Here is an 18,017-nt window from a genome sequence, read left to right as displayed (position 1 = left end):
GACCACGTGGAACAGCGCTTACGACGGTTGATCCGGCGACGGGCCGTCGCGATCGGGGCCGCCGGCGCCATGCTGGCCGCCGGGTTCGTCGTCTCGGCTGCCCCGGTCCAAGCCGCCGCCTCCAACCTCATCGCGAACGGTGGATTCGAGGACGGCCTCGTCGGCTGGTTCGCCAATAACGGCAACGCCTCCGGCGGTGCCACGCTGTCACCCACGACCGACGCCCACTCCGGCTCGGGCGCCGTGCTGGTCACCGGCCGGAAGACGACCGGCTCCGGCCCGATGCAAGACCTTTCCGGCAAGGTGCAAGCCGGAAAGACCTACGCGGTCACGGCACGGGTGAAATACGAGAACCCCAGCAGTCCAGCGACCAAGCAGTTCTTCGTCACCATGCACTATGGCGGTTCGACCAACACGAACCTCGGCACGGTGACGACACCGCGCGGGCAATGGGGGCTCATTCAGGGCACCTTCACGATCCCCGCGGCGCAGAACGTCACCACCGCGAGGATCTTCGTGGAGACGCCGTGGACGTCGGCGCCGGCTCCGGACACGGACCTCATGGACTTCAAAGTCGATGACGTGACGCTCCAGGAGTTCGTGCCATCGACGACCATCGAGGTACTGGGCAAGAACCCCGGCGAGGGCAACCCGCTCATTTCCCACAAGTTCGGGGCGGACGGCAACGCCTTCGTCCACGACGGCCGCGTGTACCTCTACATGACCAACGACACGCAGATGTACAGGCCCGGCCCTGACGGGACCTCCCCGACGAACACCTACGGCGGCATCAACACGATCACCGTCATCTCCTCCGACGACCTCGTCAACTGGGTGGACCACGGCGAGATCCCGGTCGCCGGCCCGAACGGGATCGCCCGCTACGCCACCCAGTCGTGGGCCCCCGCCGTGGAGAGCAAGGTCATCGACGGTAAGGAGAAGTTCTTCCTCTACTTCGCCAACAGTGGCGGCGCCACGGGCGTCCTCGTCGGTGACTCGCCGCTCGGCCCGTGGCGCGACGAGCGCGGCAGCCTGCTGATCACGAGCGCGACACCGGGTGCGTCGAACGGCCGGAACTGGCTCTTCGACCCGGGTGTGTTCATCGACGACGACGGCAAGGGCTACCTCTACTTCGGCGGCGGTGGCGATGACAAGTCGGGCAGCTACGAGAACACGAACCACCCCAAGTCCACTCGGGTGATCAAGCTCGGTGATGACATGATCAGCACGTCCGGCTCGGCGGAGGTCATCGACGCACCGCTGGTGTTCGAGGCGGGTCACGTGTTCAAACGCGCGGGCAAGTACTACTACTCGTACTCCTCGAACTTCGGCTTCTCGGGACCGGTGGACCCGAACGGGCCTCCGACCGGGGCTATCGCGTACCTCATGGCCGACAGCCCCATGGGGCCCTGGACGCCAGAGAAGTACGCGGGGGTGATCTTCCGCAATCCCGGCACCTACTTCGGCGTGGGCGGCAACAACCACCAGTCGGTGTTCAAGCTCGGCGGCGACTACTACTTCACCTATCACGCCCAGACGCTCAACCGCCGTATCACGGGCGGCGCCACCCAGGGCTTCCGCAGCCCGCACCTCGCCAAACTCGCCTTCAACGATGACGGGACGATCAAGGAGGTCATCGGCACCTACGACGGCGTCGACCAGTTGCGTAAGCTCAACCCGTACCGGGTGATCGAGGCCGAGACGATCGCTTGGCAGCAGGGCATCGCGACGAAGAAGATCGACGGCACCTCGGCGGAGTTCGGCGCGACGGCGCCGAACCTCGTGCTGCACGACATCGACAACGGCGACTGGACCTCGCTCGCATCGGTCGACTTCGGTGAGCACGGCGCTGCCCGCCTGACCGCGAAGGTGCTCCCACTCGCAGCAGGTGGAAAGATCCAGCTCCGTCTGGACGCCCGCGACGCGCCCGTGGCCGCGACCATTCCCGTCGACGCACCCGCCGGAGAGTGGACGGCGGTGAGCGCTGAGCTCGACGGCGTCTCCGGAGTGCACGATGTGTACTTCACCTACGCCGGGCCCGACGGCGCCGACCTCTTCGAGATCGACTCCTGGGCCTTCGCGACCGCTGAGCCGCCGCTGAAGGTGTCCGCCGCGGCGGACACCCGATGCGTCGGACGCAAGGTGCTGCTGACGGTACGTGTCACGAACAACGAAAAGGCCCACGTTCGGGCGTCGGCGGAGTCGGCGTACGGGACGAGGCCGATCGGGACGATCCCGGCCGGCAAGCAGAAGTCCCGCTCGTTCCCGACCCGTGCGGGGAGCGTGCCGGCCGGCGAAGTGACCGTGACGGCGACCGCGCGAGTGCATGGCAAGCCGGTGTCGGCGTCGCTGGTCGCGCCGTACGCCGCCCGCAGCTGCCGCTGGTGAAGAGGCGGCCCGGCCTGCCGGGCCGCCTCTTGGCTGACTGGGCGCCCAGCCGCACCGAATCCTCGCCCAGCACAGGCTTTGCGGAAGGCTGACAGCGGCTGACTGCACGTGAGGTGGGCTTGGGCGGCCTTGAGGAAGGGCGCGAGACGGCGGTCGTCATCGCCTGCTCGCGTGGCAAGGACGACCTGGCTCGGCTCCATGCCGTCCAGAGGACGTTGGTAACGTCGAGGTGGAGGTTCTCGGCGCGCAGTCCGGCCGAGACGACGGCCACGGCCTGCCCGTCGGCGATGAGTTCGAACTTCTCCTCAGGAGCTTCGACGAGCGGCCCGTCGGGCGCGGGGTTGCCGTCTGGCCGCGGGTCGATCCGCCAGTAGGCGTTCCAGGTCACTGCCACGTCCACCCCGGTGCTCGAGCAGGGCGGCGCGCGGTTCGTTCCAGGCCGGCTGCACGACGCGTACGCCGGGGTCGGGATGCCGGTGGCGCACCGCGGGCACGGCGGGCACGTTCAGGGCGGGCAGGAAGATCTCGCCCGCACCGGAGAGGGGGAGAGGACGAGAAGTGCCGCCGCCGCGATGCGGCGAACAGAGATCGGCGATGTGGCGTGGCGCAGCTGCTCTTTGGCAGGTCATTGGAAAGAGGCGTCGTCGATGTAGAGGCCGTCGGTGCCGGTGGCCGTCTCGACGTGGAAGGAGGCGTTGGTCAGCGTTCCGGTCCAGGAGACAGTCGTTGTGCCGGTGAGCTGGGCCCAGCTGTTCGTGTCGGCCGTTTGCGCCGAGGTCAACTGGTGGTAGCTCGTTGTGTCGTTGGCTGTGACGGCGAGGGTCGCCTTCGCGCTGGGGGTTCCGCTCTGCGACCGCACCCAGACGCTCGTGGTGTAGCTCTTGCCGTTGGTGAGCTGTGCGGTCACGTTCTGGTTGGGGCCGTTCCAGGCTGCGGTACGCCCGGAGTTGAGCAGGGAACGGCTGCCTGCGTGCGCGACGTCGGTGGACAGGGTGCCGCCGGAGGCGGTCCAGCCCGTGGTGCCCTTGTCCATGGTGCCGTTGGTCAGCAGGTTCCCGCCGCCGTTGCCGCTCGGCGTGACCTGCCACCAGTTGAGGTTGAGCAGGTAGCCGCTGTCGCCGGCGAACCGGAGGTAGAGGTCACGGGTGCCGGTCGCGCCGGACACCGGGCAGGTGACCGAGGTCCAGGTCTGCCAGCCGCCGGTGCCGGTGACGGCGCAGGTGCCCACGAGGGTGCCGGTGACGCTGCCGAGCCGCAGTTCGATCCGGCCGCCGCTGGTGCCCGAGGCCACGCGGGCGGTGAAGGAGGAGGCTCCGTTGCCGAAGGCGACACCCTTGACCTTGATGTAGTCGCCGTTCTCGATGAAGCCCACGTTCACGCGGATTCGGTTCGGCGGCGCTGGACGTTCAAGCGTCGTAGCCAGGGTCGGTCTCCCACCCGTGCCACCATCTGGACCTTGGTACTTCGTCTGGCTCGGGAGAATCCGCTGTGGAGTTACCGGCGGATCGCCGGGGAACTCGCCGCCCTGGGCTACCGGGTGGGGGCTTCCACTGTGTGGATGATCTTGAGCAAGGCCGGCGTTGACCCAGCGCCGCGACGCGCGGGACCAACCTGGGGTGAGTTCCTGTGTGCTCAAGCTGAGGGGATCTTGGCGTCACCATGCTGTTCAAACGCCTGTATTGCCTGGTCGTCATGGAGATCAGTACCCGCCGGGTGCACGTCCTCGGCGTCACCGGGCATCCGACCGGGCCGTGGGTTGCACAGCAGGCCAGGAACCTGATGATCGAGCTGGGGGACAGGGCGGAGGGGTTCAGGTTCCTCATCCGCGATCGGGATACCACGATGTTCGACGAAGTCTTCACGGCCGCAGGCATCCGCATCCTCAAGTCGCCACCTCGGGCTCCGCGGGCCGACGTGTTTGCCGAACGCTGGATCGGTGGCCTGCGCCGAGAACTCCTCGATCGGATCCTCATCGTCAACGCCCGCCATTTACGGCGCGTGCTGGCTGCCTACGAGACCTACTTCAATGAGCATCGCCCACATCGCTCCCTGGGCCAGGCCGCCCCGCTGCGAGCCCTTCCCGACCCGGCCGAGGACCATATCGAGGTCATCCGGCGTGACCGCCTCGGCGGCCTGATCCACGAATACGCGCAGGCCGCATAGGGCGGCCGAGTTCTTGGCACCCACACGCCGGCACCCGCGTCCAGCAGTCCGCTCGCGGCACCGGCGACAGGCAACCGGCCACCGCACTGGTGACAAGCAGCTCTATCCCAGGGTTCCGGCCCCTGAGACCCGCGCCGGAGGAGATCCCTATGGGCGGGGCAGCAGTTGCCAGTATTCGTTGGGCAACTGCGCGGTCACGTCGAAGTACTCCTCACTGGAGATCGACTCGCGCAGCACACCGAAGACGGCCTGGGCGTGCTCGCGAGCCATCGCCGGCGAGGCGCCCTCCCGTTCGGCGATCCGCTGCACGAACTCGTCCACGGACATGCGCGCCGCCCGGCCGGGGCCCGCGGCCTTGCCGCGCTTCAGCGGCGGGTGCAGGTGGACGTGGATCTGGCTGATCAGGTCGTCGACCTCGCCCGGAGCGATGCGCTCGGCGAGCGTTTCCAGCACCGCCTCGGTGGCCCGGCGCGCGCCCTCGGGGTCGAGCCCGGTCCGTTTCGCGACCTTGGCCAGAAACTCCTCGACCGGCACGATCTCGACGAACCGCCGTTGGGCCTCCGCGACCAGGGGCTCGAAGTCGTCCGGGAGTTCGGCCACCATGTCGGCGATCTCGTCGGGGCTCGCGGCCTGCCCGATCGCCCAGAAGACCGCACGGGCGTGCCGGTCTGCTGTGTCGAGGTCCACACCCTCGCGTTCGGCGACGCGCCGCAGGAACTCGTCGACGTCGAAGGTATCGGCGTCCGTGTCGGTGTAGAGCCAGGGCATCAACTCGGGAGGCAGCTCTCTTTGGAGATCCCGGCTCTGCCCCTTCGAGAGCCGCTCGGCGAGGGTTCGGAGCGTGGCCTGCACAGCCCGTTCCACGGCCTGGCTTCCCCCGCCGATCTGCTGCTCCACGATCTTGAAGAACTGCTCGTAATCCATGCCAACCCCCGCGCCGGCTCTGTCACAGTACGCGTTCTTGCTGGTCAACTACCCCGTAATGGAGACCGTCACCCGCGCTCCCGACAGCTCGGCCGCCGGGCGCCGGGCGCCGGGGTTGGCCGCCAGGGCCGCCCGTTCGGCGTGGACCAGCGACCAGAGGCCGGCGTCGCGGTGCCGGATCGGGTCGGGGTCGGTCATATGTTCCCTCCTGTCCGGGCTGTCAGCGACTCAGTACGCCGACGAGGTTCCCGTCGGCGTCGGCGAACACCGCGATCCGGCCGAGCGGCGTCCGCGCCGGCTCCATGACGCGGCTGCCGCCGAGTCTTTGCGCTCACCGGGGCCAAGGCCGACGAGCGCGAGACCCTGCTCGGGATGCTCGACGATGCGCGCGACGTGGTGGCCGATCATCCGGGCCAGACGATCATGGAGATAAGAACTACTACGGTCGCGCATTCGAGCAAGGTGTAGCGGTACGTGATCTGACCTTGCTGCGCCCGGCCCGCAAGGGCGAACCCGAACGGGCCGGAGCACGTCTGTTCCGGCCCCTGCGCCAGACCACCGAGTCGATCAACCAGACCTTAAAGGCCACTTGACCTGGAACGCCACGGCGGCCGTACTCATGCTGGCGTCATCGTGCGCGTACGGCGCGGGTGCTCGCGTTGACCGCGGCCATCTGGCACAACGACGAGACCGGCCAGCCAATCAAGCGATCGCTGACCTCCTACGACCACTAAACGTGACCACACCCCTTGGACTCATTCGTCCCAGCCGAACGTTCAGATCAAGGTTCTGTTTGCCCACTCCGCCGCCCTCGTTTTCCTAGACGTAATACCCGGCCACACACGATCCGGATCAAGGGCTCGCGCAGATCCGACGCAGAAGAGCATGACTAATGACCTGTCCGAGAGTCAACAGGAAGGTCAGCTTCGCGCCGTTGCGAAGCTGGCGGCGAGCGCCGCCGCGATCTGAACGACCGGCAGGTCTCACGCCGCGCCAGCTTGCGGGCTCCTCGCCGAGGACGGCGAGGCGTCTTCACATGAGACCGCAAACCGGGGCAACCAGACCACCGCCTGACGTAAGCGTGCGCGAGTCTCTACGGTGATGCCTGTGGCATCGCACGCTTTTGACAACCGGTTCGGCCTGGGCGCGCCAGACAAGATCGGCTTGCGTCGCGCCGCCGAGCAGCTCGATGCGCTCGGCGTCGAGGGCTGCCGCGTGGCCGCTGCTGCGGTGATGTCACGGCAACGTTGACCGCCTCTCCCAGCATGTTGCGCAGCCTGGGCTCAGGGTCTCGACGGTGTAATCGCCGAGACGACCCAGCGCGCTGCGGCGCGGCCTGCCGATCATCGCAGAGCGACCCGGGAACTGCGTCGGCGCTGGGAGAGGTAGGTACTCGCGGATCTTGCCGGGCACGTGCGGCCGCTGGTCGCCGAGCGAGATGCCCAAGCGTCGGGAACTGGTTGGCGATCTCCAGCGCGGTGAGGGGGGCCTGGCCGGCGCTATAGCTGTGTGACCAGGCGTTCGGGGACCCAGATCGCTCACACTCCTGCTCGCGCAGCGAGCGCGTCGAGCGCTACCGCAACGCCTCTGCGAAAGTAGACAGCCTCTGTTGCAGGTGGCCGTGGAAGGGTTTCCCGTCCGGGCAGACGGCAGCAGCGGTCGGGGAGAGCTGGCCATGGGTGCGCCGCTGCCCGTACGAGGGTGAAGTCGAGATCCGGTGGGTAGTGCTCGAGCCCAGCCCGAGTACGCCGTGCCGAGTCCGGAACGCGAGGACTACCTGCGGACGCAGATCGCGCACCGATTAGGTTTCCGCGCCGTGCCCGTCTGTACGTGTGAGATCGACTCACGAGAGGCTGGCACGATGCGGAAACTGATCTTCGGCATGAACCTGAGCCTGGACGGCTACATCGCCGCGCCCGGCGACGACCTCGGCTGGAGCGTACCGAGCGACGAGCTGTTCCAGTGGTGGTCCGACCGGGTGGGGGCGACCGGCCTGGCGCTGTACGGACGAAAACTGTGGGAGATGATGAGCTCCCACTGGCCGACCGCCGACCAGCAGCCCGGCGCCACACCGGCGGAGATCGAGTACGCCCGCCGCTGGCGGGACATGCCGAAGGTGGTGTTCTCCTCGACGACCAGCACGGTCGACTGGAACACCCGCCTGGTCACCGGCGACGCGGTCACCGAGATCACCCGGCTCAAGGCCGAAGACGGCGGCCCCATGGACATCTGCGGCGCCACACTTGCCGCAGCGGCCATGCGGGCCGGGCTGATCGACGAGTACGTGCTGGTCACCGCACCGGCCTTGCTGGGCGGCGGCACGCCGTTCTTCACGGCCCTGGACAGCTGGGTGAACCTGAACCTGGTGGAGACGCGGACGTTTCCCGGCGGCGTGGTGCTGACCCGATACGAGACGAGGCGATGAGCGCGGGCCAGATGCTCGGCTCGTGAGGCCAGGTCGGAATCCTTCCTGGCGTGCTCACCGTGACCCTCGGCTATGAGGGAACCTTCCCGGGCCCTTCCTCGCGTTCCGAGTGAGCTGTTGACCGACTTGCTGGAGATGAGGGCGACGGCGTCGTTGATCGTGACGATGTTCTTCGGGGATAAAGATGCCCCGCCGGCAACGCCGGCGGGGCGGTGGTGTTCGCGTTGTCGCGTTGGTGTTCAGCTGGTCGGGGTGCTCATTCCGCGGTGACTTCGGTGACGGCGGCCCGTGCGCTGGACTCGTCGACGATGGGGCTTTTGTCTGATGACAGTGTCGGGGGCAGGCCCAGCCATGGTTTGTCGGTGGCGTCGAATCCGGTGAGCTCGGCGATCTTCCCGTCGACGATGTGCAGGACCGCGATGGTAAATATCCGGTACTCCGGGTCGTCGGGGGTGCGGAGGTACAGCACGGCGGCAGGCATGCGGTTGACCGTCGTGGTGATACAGCGCCAGTCGTCGTGGCCGCGCTGGAAGAGCCCACCGGAGACCCAGCCGTCCACCGCGTCCTTGGCCGTGATGACCGAGGTTCCCGGCTCGGGCAGCATCGCGAAGCGCAGGTCGTCGCGCAGCAGGGACATCAGCCCGTCGAGGTCGTTGCGCTCGTGAGCGTCGATATACGACTTCACCACGCCGCGCTCGTCATTCGACAGCTCGTGGGTGGCGGGGCTCCGCCAGTCGAGGCGGCGGTCGGGCAGCTGCTCCCGCATCGTCCCACGGGCCCGCTGCAGTGCGCTGGTCACCGATGCGACGGTCAGCTCGAGGGCGTCGGCGGCTTTCGACGCCGGCCAGCCGAGGACGTCGCGCAGGATGAACACCGCCCGCTGCCGCGGCGGCAGGTGCTGGACGGCGACGATGAACGCCAGCTCGATCGTTTCCCGCGCCACCACCGATTCCTGCGGGTCCTCGGGCAGCATCCGGTCGGGGTAGGGCTGCAGGTACAGCACCTCGGAGCCGGGGTCCGGCAGCCCGGACGGTACGGGGGTGCGGTCGTTGCGCTTGTCCAGGAAGTCGAGGCAGGCGTTCGTCGCGATTCGGTACAGCCAGGTCCGCAGGGCCGCGTGGCCCTTGAACGACTCCCGCTTGTTCCACGCTCGCAGGAACGTCTCCTGCGTCAGGTCCTGGGCATCCTCGTAGTTCGCGAGCATCCGGTAGCAGTGCACCTGCAGCTCACGCCGGTGACGCTCCGTGATGAGTGCGAACCGAGCCGTGTCGCCTGAGCGGACCGCCGCGAGGAACGTGGCCTCGTCGGCGCCCAGCGGTCTGGGGTCGGTCATGGTCATCAATCCTTCCACCGGTGCGAGGGCTAACAGAACTGACGACGTGGCGGAGGATTTCTGATCGGTGAAGCCGCTGACACCGGGCCGTTCGCCAGGCCGGATGGGTCGGGGTCGATCCAGGGAACGTGCTCCGGGTCGGGCACACCCTTGTCAGGGCGTTCCCCCTGAAGTAGACCGCCGTCACCGCGTACGGTTCGGCGAACGGCGAGACAGGCCCTCGGCACAGCGGTACAACTGAGGCCGAAGCTCCTGGCAGCCGATCTCAACGCACGGTGGAAACGGCGATGACCGAACCCTGGCCCGCTCCGGGCGACCCCGGTCCACAGAGGTCCGCGGACCGGACCGAGCAGGAACGCCCGCGCGAGCAGTCGTCGCGGCAGCGGACGATCCTGCTCGGCCGGGCGCTGGAGCCCGGCGGCACCGAGCGGATCGCCGCGGAAGTGCTCTCGCTGGCGCGGGACGACTCGCTGACCGACATCGTGCTGCTGATCGAGTCCGTGGGCGGTCCGGTCCAGGCCGGCCTCGACCTCGTCGACGTCATCGCCTCTGTCGGGTGTGATGTCGCGACGTATGCGACGGGACTCATCTCGGACATGGGGCTGCTCGTCCTCGCCGCAGGCGCCAGGGGCAAGCGCCACGCGTTCCCCCAAGCCCGCCTCGTGCTGCGGCGACCGCCGGACGCCCGCGTCATGAGGCGGCCGCCGCCGGACGCGGCCGAGAGGTTCCCGGACGACCGGGGGATGCGCTCGGCCCTGCGCGAGGTGGCGCTGGTGACCGCCGAGCGGACCGGGCGCGGTGTCGAGCGGGTCCTCGCCGACATGAGGGCGGAACGCTCGTTCGGCCCAGAGGAGGCCCTCGCGTACGGTTTCGTGGACGAGGTCGTCCACCAGCGCAAGCCTCTCGGCCAGAAGCCGCCCGATCGGGACCGGGACGCCGATGGCGGCACTCTGCTGCACCAGGCGTACTACACGGGCGACCGGAGCGCCGTCGAAGCGCTGCTCGCCCGGGGCGCGGATGCCGGGCTGCGCAACCGGTTCGGGCTGACCCCGCCGCTGATGGCCGAGGTGCGAACGGCCGAGTCCCAGCTTCTCGACCTGGCGGGCCTGGTCCACCCCTCGCACAGTTGGGAACACATCGGTCCGCCCGCGTACCCCGGTGTGCCCATGCCCGACCGCACCTGGACGGACTCCGGCTCCGCCGCCGGGCTCTGCGCCCTGCTGCGCGGCCACGACCCGGACGTCTACGCCTTCGCGCTGGCCAGGGCGGTGCGCGTCGGCGAGCCACGGGCGGTCCTGAGGTCCGCGATCAAGGTGGGCCGGCCGGAGTCGCTCGACCAGCTCGAAGCCCTCCTCGACCGGTACGGCACGGCGGAGATCGCGACCGACTACCTCAACTGCGGCTCGCGGGGACTCGCCGACGCGGGGAGGCGGTGGGCGCGCGAGCACCGCTACGAGATCCAGACGTGGTTCGGCGGCGGAGGCCCGGGCAGGTGGGGCACCGGCTGACCCCGGCGACCTGGACGACGGCGCTTCAGTGCCCGGAGAGGCCGAGGTTGACCGGCAGGGACAGCGGGCCGAACCCTTGAGTCACGCCGGTACTACGATCGCAATCATCTCCTGGACCAAGCTCGGGTCCAGTGCCACTGTGCCTACTGGGCAAAGCTCGACACCAGCAGCTGGCGGCCCGCTACGGCCCGCACAACAATCGTTGTCTGGGGTTGTCGAGCGAACTGTCTGGTCAGCCGCTTGGAGGTCTGTCAGGCACGTCAGGCATGTGGACCCCAGCATGCCGAGCATGGTGAGAGTCCGGCGCGAAGGTGTTCGAGCGCGTGGAGAGGCGATCGATCAGCGGTGGGCCGTTGCGATGAGGCGCCGCCTCGCGCCGCCTCGCGCCGCCTCCATGCCGGACACCACCTGGCCAATAGACGGGCACCCGCCAGGCTCATCTCGGACCTAACCTGCCCGATTTCGACGTCAGCTGCTTGTTGCGACACGTCCACAGCGGTTCGCTCTGCCGGAGCGCTCGTGCTTGTCGTGCCCGAGATGGTCGGTGATCTCGCCTTCCAGGGCGGATTCCAGGACCAGCTTGGTCAGCCGGCCCAGCAGCCCGTTCTCCCCGACCAGCTCCATGCCCTCGGCGCGGGCCCGGCCCCGGCCCCGTCAAGCTCGGCATCGTCCGCGACGGCAGGTCGATGACGCTCGACGTCACGCGCATCGCCCAGGACCGGCCCAACCTCGAAGAACCCGAGAAGATCGATGAAGATCACCGGGTGGATGGGGTTGAGCGGCTTCATCCATATCGGCACGCCGAGCAGCACACGCTGCTCGACCACCAGGCCGATGAGCGAGGCGAGCGCCACCACCAGCATCGTGGCGACCATCAGCACCAAGGGCCGGTGCCAGTGCGTCACCCGGCGCATTGTGGAACGGTATGTCGATAACCTCCAAGGCGGGATCCCCGGCCTGATCGGGCTCGGGGGCCGACGGGAACCACGATCGATGCTTTCTTTCACGCCGGTCCGCCGCATTGCCGGGCGCACCTATCGATCTGGTAGGGCTAACCCCGCCATGCCCGCGCCCGGGGATCCGGGAACACCAACGGCGCGGGGCCGCGAAGGCCCCGCGCCGGTCATCGATCAGCTGACGACGGCAGGATCAGCCGAAACCGCCACCGAACCAGCCGTCGAAGAAGTCAGCGATGTCGTCGCCGAGCTGTCCACCGCGGAAGCCCAGGTGCGTGGTCGCCCCTCTCTTGGTGTTGACCTCCATCTCGATCTGCTCCGGCTTGAAGATCTGCTTCTCACCCTGGCCGGTACCGCCGCGCGGGAGGTTCGACGGCGGCCTGCCCTGCGGATACATCCGGCCGTTGCCGTAGACGGTGTAGGACTGGGTCGGCTGGACGCTGCCGTCGTTCCGGTAGACCTGGCTGGGCCGTGGCCGCGCCGGCTGACGGTTCGCCCTGGGCGGCGCCTGCCGCTGCGTCGACCTGTGGCTGGTCGGACGCCGCGCCGGACGCGAGCGCGCCTGCTGGATTCCTCTGGGTACGTAGCCGGCCCGACGGTGGCGGCGGGCCATCGCCGCCCGCTTTCGTCGCTCGGCCCTCACCTCGCGAGCCGCCCTCTGCCCCTCTCTGCGGGCCGCGGCCGCGGCCCGTCGCTTCGCCGCGGCCTCCCGAGCCCGCCTGGCGGCCTCCCGAGCCCGGATCCTGGCGGCCTCCTGGGCACGCTTCAACGCCTTCGCCTCGGCCCGCCTTCTGGCTTCCTCCCTGGCTCGCTTCCTGGCGGCCTCCAAAGCCCGCTTCCTGGCCTCCTCCTCGGCCTTCTCCTTGGCCTTCTTGATGGCCCTCTCCCTGACCTTTCGGAGGTACGCACGCCTCGCGGCGCGCTGGGCCGCCTTCTTGGCGAGGTAGCGGGCCCCGAACCTGGCGCCGATGGCGAGCGCGATCCAGAACCACTGCCCGTCGGGGTCGGTCATGGTGACGGGGCTGTTGTTGGCGTAGGCGTAGGCGTTGAGGGTCTGCGGATCCACATCGTCGATGATCGGATCCACCGACATGAACCGGCCGAGTTTGGGGTCGTACTCGCGGGCGCCGAGGTGGACGAGCCCGGTCGTCCCGTCCTTCGTGCCGCCGACGAACCCGCGCTGGCCCGGCCACCATGGCGGCGGCGAGCCCCGGTCCTCGCCGAACGGCGTAGTCCTCCGTACCGCCAGATCGCCGTTGCCGGCGTTCACCGCGGCCTGCGCGGTGCCCTGGTGGTCACCGGCCAGGAAGTACACCTGGTTGTCCGGCGTGCGTACCGCGATGGGCTCGTCGTTGATGGTGTAGTAGCGGGTCTGCTCGACGACGTCCTTGGCGTAGTCGAAGCGCAGTTCCATGTCGTCGATGTAGAGCGTGGCGTCGGTCGATGTCTTGCGGATGAGCCGGTCGCCCTCCGCGTCGTAGACGAACGACGTCGTCTTGCCCGCCTCCGTCACCGACTCCAGGTTGCCCTCGGCGTCCCAGACCAGGCTCTGGTCCGAGTTTCCGACCTTGCGCCTGGTGGTGTTGCCCGCGGCGTCGTACTCGAACAGGTCCGACCCGACGCTTTGCAGCGCGTGCGGCTGCTTGCCGCCCGCCTGCGGGTAGGTGTAGTCGCGGACGGTCTCACCAGCGCCGCCCCAGGCGTGCTTGGTCTCCTTGGTCCGGTTGCCGGTGGAGTCGTAGGCGTAGCTGACCGCGTACGGGGCCACGCCGCCGATCTTGTCGGACTGCGGGCTGCCGCTGGCGCAGTCGTCGTTGGCCGTCCAGGCCGAGGTCAGGCGGCGCAGGTGGTCGTACTTGAAGCATTGCGTGTCCTGGCCGGTCGCCTTGTCGGCGATCTTGGTGATGTTGCCGACCGCGTCGTAGGTGTAGTTGACGTCGAAGTCGGTCTTGGCCGTGCCCTCCCGGTCCAGCCGCATGCTGGTCAGCCTGCGGGTGGCCTCGTCATGGGTGTAGGTGAGCCAGGTCTTCTTACCCGCCTCGCCCAGCTCGTACTGCAGGGTCTCGCCCATCTTGGAGTAGCGGGCCGCGCCCACGTACGCCGACAGGCCGGTGACCTTGGTCGGCTGGCCGAGCTCGTCGTAGGTGTAGACGACCTGCTCCTCTGCCAGTCCCGCAACGCCGGGGAAACTGACCGACTGGACCTTGTCGTCGGCCGTGTAGCGGGTGTTGAGCTGGTACGTGCCCGCCAGCTTGCCCTCCCGCTCGGGGATGGTGACCGTCTCGCGGAGCGGGCGGTAGTCGACGTCGATGGCGTCGATCTCGCCCTTGTACGCCTGCCCGCCCACATACCGGATGCTGGCGTTCATGTGGCCCTTGGCCAGGGCGTCGTACTTCCACTCGGCCAGCAGCGGCCCGGTCGCGGAGTTCTCGCGCAACTCCTTCTGGCGGCCCAGCTCGTCGTAGACGTACCACAGGGTCTTGCCGCGGGAGTCGGTCGTGCTGACGACCTCGTCGGCGTCATTGTACGTCATCGTGGTGACGCCCTGGTCGGGGTCCTCGGTCTTGATCTCGCGGCCGCGCATGTCGTAGTGGTGGCGCCACACGTTGCCTGCCGAGTCGGTCACCGTGGACAACCGGCCGGCGGCGTCGTAGGTGTACTTGGTGGACTCGTACTCGCCTGCCGGGGTCGCGCCCTTGTACTGGCGCAACTCGATGAGCCGGTCCTCGGCGTCGCCGATGCGGGTGGTCGCCGTGCCGCCCGCCGGCGGCGTCATGTGGACCCTGTCACCCTCCTGCTTGACCGTGACCCGGTACTTCTCCGCACCCTTCGCCATGAGGATCTGGGCGTTGACCTCACCCGCGCCGTCGAAGGTCGACACGACCTGGTTGGGCACGTCGGTGTCGGCGACCGCGAGCAGGTCGGTGGAGGGTGTGCCGGTGGCGAAGTAGCCGGAGTTCGACTTGTACTCCTCGCCCTGGGAGTTGTAGAAGGTGTCGGTGATCGTGCGCCCGTCACGCAGTGCGGGGTCCTGCGTCTGGTCGTCCCTGGGCGCGGGTTCCTGGGTCTGGCGCTCGCGCATCAGACCGTCGTACAGCTCGTGACTGGCGGTGTAGCCACCATCGGCGCGCAGCGTCTTGGTGGTGACGTAACTGGGGCCGTCGTCCCGCATGACGTAGGCGTACTCGGTGCTGGGCGTCTGGTTGCCCTCTTTGCTGCGGTCGGGCTGCCAGACCTTGGTCAGGCGGCCGAGCGCGTCGTGTTCCAGGTCGGTACGGCGGTTGTTCGTGTCGATCTCGGCGACGGGCTCGGCCCAGGCCGGTTCGAGGATCGTGCGGTTGACGTGGCTGAGCTGGTTGGTCTCGGCGATCTCGGTCGCGAGGGCACCCGTGGCCGGGGTGTAGCTGGTCACGGACTTGTTGCCGAGCGAGTCGATCTCGCTGGTCTCGCGGCCGTAGACGTCATACGTGTGGGTCCTGTCGGTGATCGTCGTGCCGTCACCGGAAACGACCTGCTGGACCGAGGTCACGTCGCCCTTGCTCGGGGCCTGGCCGTACGCCTTGCCGTCGTACTGGACCTTCTCATCCGAGATCACCTCGTCGTCGGCCAGTGTGGAGACGGCGGTGCCGCAGCTCGCGGCGACCTTCTGGACGCGGCTGGGGTAGTCGAGCATCCAGCTGGTGTCGTTGCGGGCGTAGGTGTAGCGGGTGCACTGGTCGTCGTCGGTGGTGGCCAGGTCGCCCTTCTCCTCCACCTGGGTGAGCAGGCCCTTGGTGTCGTACGTACGCTCCTCGCCGACACGCCGCCAGGTACCGCCGGGCAACGCTTTACGGGTGACCGTGGACTTGGCCTCGACCACGTGCGCGGCCTTGGTGACGCCGCCCTGTGTGGACTCCGCGGTCTTCACCGACCACGGCTGCTCGACACTCGCGCTCAGGACGGCCCCGCCGTCCCCGTCGTAAAGGATCTCCTCGCGCTCGAAGCCGGAGTACTGGTCGAGGTCGTCCAGCTTGACGCCCTCGGAGTCCTCGACCTGCGCGCTGCGCTTGGAGCCGTCGGCCTGCTTGTCACCGTCCATGCCCCGGAAGTACCGGAACTCCGTGAGCGTGCGCTTGGTGTCCTGCCCGTCGCCCTCGCGCACCCGTACCCGGCCGAACCCGCGGAAGTCCGACCACGTGCGGTGCTCGGGCTTGACGAGGATGTTGTCGGCGTAGTGCCAGGCGGCGCCGCCCAGGTATTCGTAGCTGGTGACCACGTTGGGCGAGCCCGAGATGCGGTCCACCTCGATCATCTGCGACACCACGTACTTGTGGAACCAGTCGTTGACCTCGGCCTCGTTCAACGGTGCCCAGCGCTGCGGGAAGCACAGCTTGGTGTTCTTGTCGGCCGCCGGGAGTTCGCCGGCCTTGCATTCTGCGGGGGCGTAGTTGATCCGCAACTCGCCGCCGGTCCCGTTGTTGACCGACTGGACGCGCCACTTGACCAGCGGGGCGCGGCCCTCGTTCGTGTCCACTCGGTTGGCGAGCTGGACGCCGACGAACGTGGTCCTGGGCGCCGTGATCGTGCCGCCCACATGACCGGTCTGCTGGACCGAGGCCAGCCAGAGCGACGGGCTGAGGCCGTCACCCGTGGCGGGGAACTGGTGTTTCAGCGCCCAGGAGTCGACGTCGCTGTACGCGCTCCCGGACAGGATCTGCGTGGTGACCTTGGTCAGGCGCTTGCGGCTGAAGAACGTCGGGGCCAGGCGGTCGGTGCACTTCACGCCGGAGTCGCAGATCTGGTCGAACGGGACGTCCGGCCAGCTGCTGGCGGTCTCCTTCTTGAGCTGGTCGGCGGCGCAGGTGATGGTGCCGCTGGGCAGGCAGCGCTCGGCCACGTCGAAGACGACGCGGGAGGCGGGAGCCTTGGTGAACAGCTCGTTCTGCAGGTAGCCGTAGTCGATGCGGGTGAGGTAGCCCGCGCGGTCGTACACGGTGCCCAGCTCGGGCTTCATGTTACGGCCGTAGTAGTTCTTCTCCTGCGCGTACCAGTACGTGGTGGCGTTGCCGTGGGTGTCCACCGCGTAGTCCAGGTTCCACCGGTACGCCTGCTGGCACCAGGCGTTGGCCGGGGTGCTGTTGTAGCAGGGCTCGCCGCTGTTGTTGCCGAACACCGGCACCGTCTGGACCGACTTCGTCTCCGCCTTGCCGGTGACCCAGCCGGGCAGGCGGTTCAGGCCGAAGGTGTACTGGCTGCCGTCAGCGGTGGTGACGCGCCAGTACTCGCCGTTGTTGTCGCCGTTGGTGGCGCCGGTGAGGTACTCGATGCGGGTGCCGTCGTCGCGCTTGGGCCGCCACTGCCTGCTCGTGGCGTCCTTGATCAACTCGATGGCCGAGCTGCCGAGCGAGAGGATTGCGTTGTCCTGGTCCCAGCACAGGTCGCCCGTCTTCTTGCCGTCGACCATGCAGGACTTGTAGCGGCGCTCGATGAAGCCGCCGGGGTTCAGCTCGAAGCCCTCACCCGCCCAGGACGCCTGGTTGTTGGTGGAGGCGGTGCGCCCGTCCACGCTCTGGGAGGAGTAGGCCAGCGAGATCTCCGGCTCCTCGCCGCCCAGCGCGGGCGGGGTGCGCATGTCGTAGCCCCAGGTGAAGTCGCCGGTCTGGGTGCCGACGCTCCAGTCCGCCGAGGCACCCAGCGAGGTGGCGGAGTGGTCGCCGGAGGGCCCGGAGGCGGCGGCGGTCAGGGCGTACAGGCCGTTCGTCTCGAAGTCGGCGGTCAGCGTGCCCGCCTTGACGTCGTTGTCGCTCTTGACGGGCTCGGGCAGGGCACAATTGCTCGCCTTGGCGTCGAGCGCGCACCCCTCCAGCTTGACCACGCGGAGCCGGGCACCGTAGTCGCCGCCGTAGGCGTAGCGGAAGCCGGAGTAGTCGATCTGCAGGCGGGTCTTCCCCGACGCCTTGGCCGCCGCTACGCCCTGGCCCGGGGAGACGCGCAGCGCGAGGCCGAACCGGTCCGTTTCGAGAAGCTCGACCTTGACCGCGTCGGCCGCGGCGGCGGCTTTGGCGTCCTTCTGCGGGGCCAGCTTCACGGGGAAGCCGGTCGCCGCCAGGGTGCTCGCCCCGGTGCCGCCCAGCTCCGCCGCCTGGGGTTTGGGCCAGGCGACGCCTGGCGGCGCCTTCCACGCCTGTTTCTCGACGGGATTGGCCATCGGGGGCAGGACCGGGACGCTCTTGCCCTTGATCGGCTTCTCGTTCTCCACCGAGGGGGCCGGCCGGGACGCGGCCTGCGCGGGCATGGCGTACGTGAGGGGGACGACGAGGGCGATGGTGAGCACCGCCGCG

12 protein-coding genes are annotated in these 18,017 nt (G+C 68.6%); 5 read left to right on the top strand and 7 right to left on the bottom strand.

What is annotated here, in order from left to right:
• Window positions 1-6 precede the first annotated feature (6 nt).
• A complete protein-coding gene (locus AB0J87_RS60705) occupies window positions 7-2,388 on the top strand; it encodes a family 43 glycosylhydrolase (RefSeq protein ID WP_363984609.1) in 2,382 nt (793 codons plus the stop codon).
• A 625-nt stretch (window positions 2,389-3,013) separates the two neighbouring features.
• On the opposite strand, the gene AB0J87_RS60700 is transcribed toward AB0J87_RS60705, so the two are convergent.
• A complete protein-coding gene (locus AB0J87_RS60700; RefSeq protein ID WP_363984607.1) occupies window positions 3,014-3,766 on the bottom strand; it encodes a carbohydrate-binding protein in 753 nt (250 codons plus the stop codon).
• A 281-nt stretch (window positions 3,767-4,047) separates the two neighbouring features.
• On the opposite strand from AB0J87_RS60700, the gene AB0J87_RS60695 reads away from it, so the two are divergent.
• A complete protein-coding gene (locus tag AB0J87_RS60695; RefSeq protein ID WP_363984605.1) occupies window positions 4,048-4,551 on the top strand; it encodes an integrase core domain-containing protein in 504 nt (167 codons plus the stop codon).
• A 147-nt stretch (window positions 4,552-4,698) separates the two neighbouring features.
• Here the strand turns inward: AB0J87_RS60695 and AB0J87_RS60690 are convergent, their stop codons facing one another.
• From AB0J87_RS60690 to AB0J87_RS60680, 3 genes are read right to left on the bottom strand one after another with little or no spacing between them, the layout of a single operon-like run.
• On the bottom strand, window positions 4,699-5,475 hold the full coding sequence (locus AB0J87_RS60690) for a DUF2267 domain-containing protein (protein ID WP_363984603.1): 777 nt from the start codon (window positions 5,473-5,475) through the stop codon (window positions 4,699-4,701).
• A 48-nt stretch (window positions 5,476-5,523) separates the two neighbouring features.
• Window positions 5,524-5,673, bottom strand: coding sequence for a hypothetical protein (locus tag AB0J87_RS60685; RefSeq protein ID WP_363984602.1), 150 nt, complete (start codon window positions 5,671-5,673; stop codon window positions 5,524-5,526).
• Between the two features lie 30 nt (window positions 5,674-5,703).
• Window positions 5,704-5,928: a hypothetical protein gene (locus AB0J87_RS60680; protein WP_363984600.1), complete on the bottom strand. Its 225-nt coding sequence runs from the start codon at window positions 5,926-5,928 to the stop codon at window positions 5,704-5,706.
• 654 nt (window positions 5,929-6,582) lie between these two features.
• Between AB0J87_RS60680 and AB0J87_RS60675 the strand changes: the two genes are divergently transcribed.
• Together AB0J87_RS60675 and AB0J87_RS60670 are read left to right on the top strand one after the other, a co-directional pair.
• Entirely contained in the window at window positions 6,583-6,726 is a 144-nt protein-coding gene (locus AB0J87_RS60675; RefSeq protein ID WP_363984598.1) for a hypothetical protein, read from the top strand.
• A 610-nt stretch (window positions 6,727-7,336) separates the two neighbouring features.
• Window positions 7,337-7,900 (top strand): dihydrofolate reductase family protein, encoded by a 564-nt coding sequence (locus AB0J87_RS60670; RefSeq protein ID WP_363984596.1) that lies wholly within the window; start codon window positions 7,337-7,339, stop codon window positions 7,898-7,900.
• A gap of 256 nt (window positions 7,901-8,156) precedes the next feature.
• Here the strand turns inward: AB0J87_RS60670 and AB0J87_RS60665 are convergent, their stop codons facing one another.
• Complete coding sequence (locus tag AB0J87_RS60665; RefSeq protein WP_363984594.1) at window positions 8,157-9,233, bottom strand: RNA polymerase subunit sigma-70; 1,077 nt, start codon at window positions 9,231-9,233, stop codon at window positions 8,157-8,159.
• 287 nt (window positions 9,234-9,520) lie between these two features.
• Between AB0J87_RS60665 and AB0J87_RS60660 the strand changes: the two genes are divergently transcribed.
• On the top strand, window positions 9,521-10,741 hold the full coding sequence (locus AB0J87_RS60660) for an ATP-dependent Clp protease proteolytic subunit (protein WP_363984592.1): 1,221 nt from the start codon (window positions 9,521-9,523) through the stop codon (window positions 10,739-10,741).
• A 584-nt stretch (window positions 10,742-11,325) separates the two neighbouring features.
• Here AB0J87_RS60660 and AB0J87_RS60655 read toward each other — a convergent pair.
• Both AB0J87_RS60655 and AB0J87_RS60650 read right to left on the bottom strand, forming a co-directional pair.
• A complete protein-coding gene (locus AB0J87_RS60655) occupies window positions 11,326-11,655 on the bottom strand; it encodes a hypothetical protein (RefSeq protein WP_363984590.1) in 330 nt (109 codons plus the stop codon).
• A 235-nt stretch (window positions 11,656-11,890) separates the two neighbouring features.
• The gene (locus AB0J87_RS60650; RefSeq protein ID WP_363984588.1) at window positions 11,891-18,010 is read right to left on the bottom strand and encodes an RHS repeat-associated core domain-containing protein; all 6,120 of its coding nucleotides are present in this window, start codon (window positions 18,008-18,010) and stop codon (window positions 11,891-11,893) included.
• Window positions 18,011-18,017: the final 7 nt, after the last annotated feature.

The organism is Nonomuraea sp. NPDC049625 (genome assembly GCF_040675285.1).
Classification (GTDB): Bacteria; Actinomycetota; Actinomycetes; order Streptosporangiales; family Streptosporangiaceae; genus Nonomuraea; species Nonomuraea angiospora_A.
This window is presented reverse-complemented; position numbering and strand designations above follow the sequence as displayed.

What these genes read in the sequence shown, in the direction of transcription:
- AB0J87_RS60695 (WP_363984605.1), top strand. Translation starts at nt 4,048, where the DNA reads ATGCTGTTCAAACGCCTGTATTGCCTGGTCGTCATGGAGATCAGTACC.
- AB0J87_RS60690 (WP_363984603.1), bottom strand. Translation starts at nt 5,475, where the DNA reads ATGGATTACGAGCAGTTCTTCAAGATCGTGGAGCAGCAGATCGGCGGG.
- AB0J87_RS60685 (WP_363984602.1), bottom strand. Translation starts at nt 5,673, where the DNA reads ATGACCGACCCCGACCCGATCCGGCACCGCGACGCCGGCCTCTGGTCG.
- AB0J87_RS60680 (WP_363984600.1), bottom strand. Translation starts at nt 5,928, where the DNA reads ATGCGCGACCGTAGTAGTTCTTATCTCCATGATCGTCTGGCCCGGATG.
- AB0J87_RS60670 (WP_363984596.1), top strand. Translation starts at nt 7,337, where the DNA reads ATGCGGAAACTGATCTTCGGCATGAACCTGAGCCTGGACGGCTACATC.
- AB0J87_RS60665 (WP_363984594.1), bottom strand. Translation starts at nt 9,233, where the DNA reads ATGACCGACCCCAGACCGCTGGGCGCCGACGAGGCCACGTTCCTCGCG.
- AB0J87_RS60660 (WP_363984592.1), top strand. Translation starts at nt 9,521, where the DNA reads ATGACCGAACCCTGGCCCGCTCCGGGCGACCCCGGTCCACAGAGGTCC.
- AB0J87_RS60655 (WP_363984590.1), bottom strand. Translation starts at nt 11,655, where the DNA reads ATGCGCCGGGTGACGCACTGGCACCGGCCCTTGGTGCTGATGGTCGCC.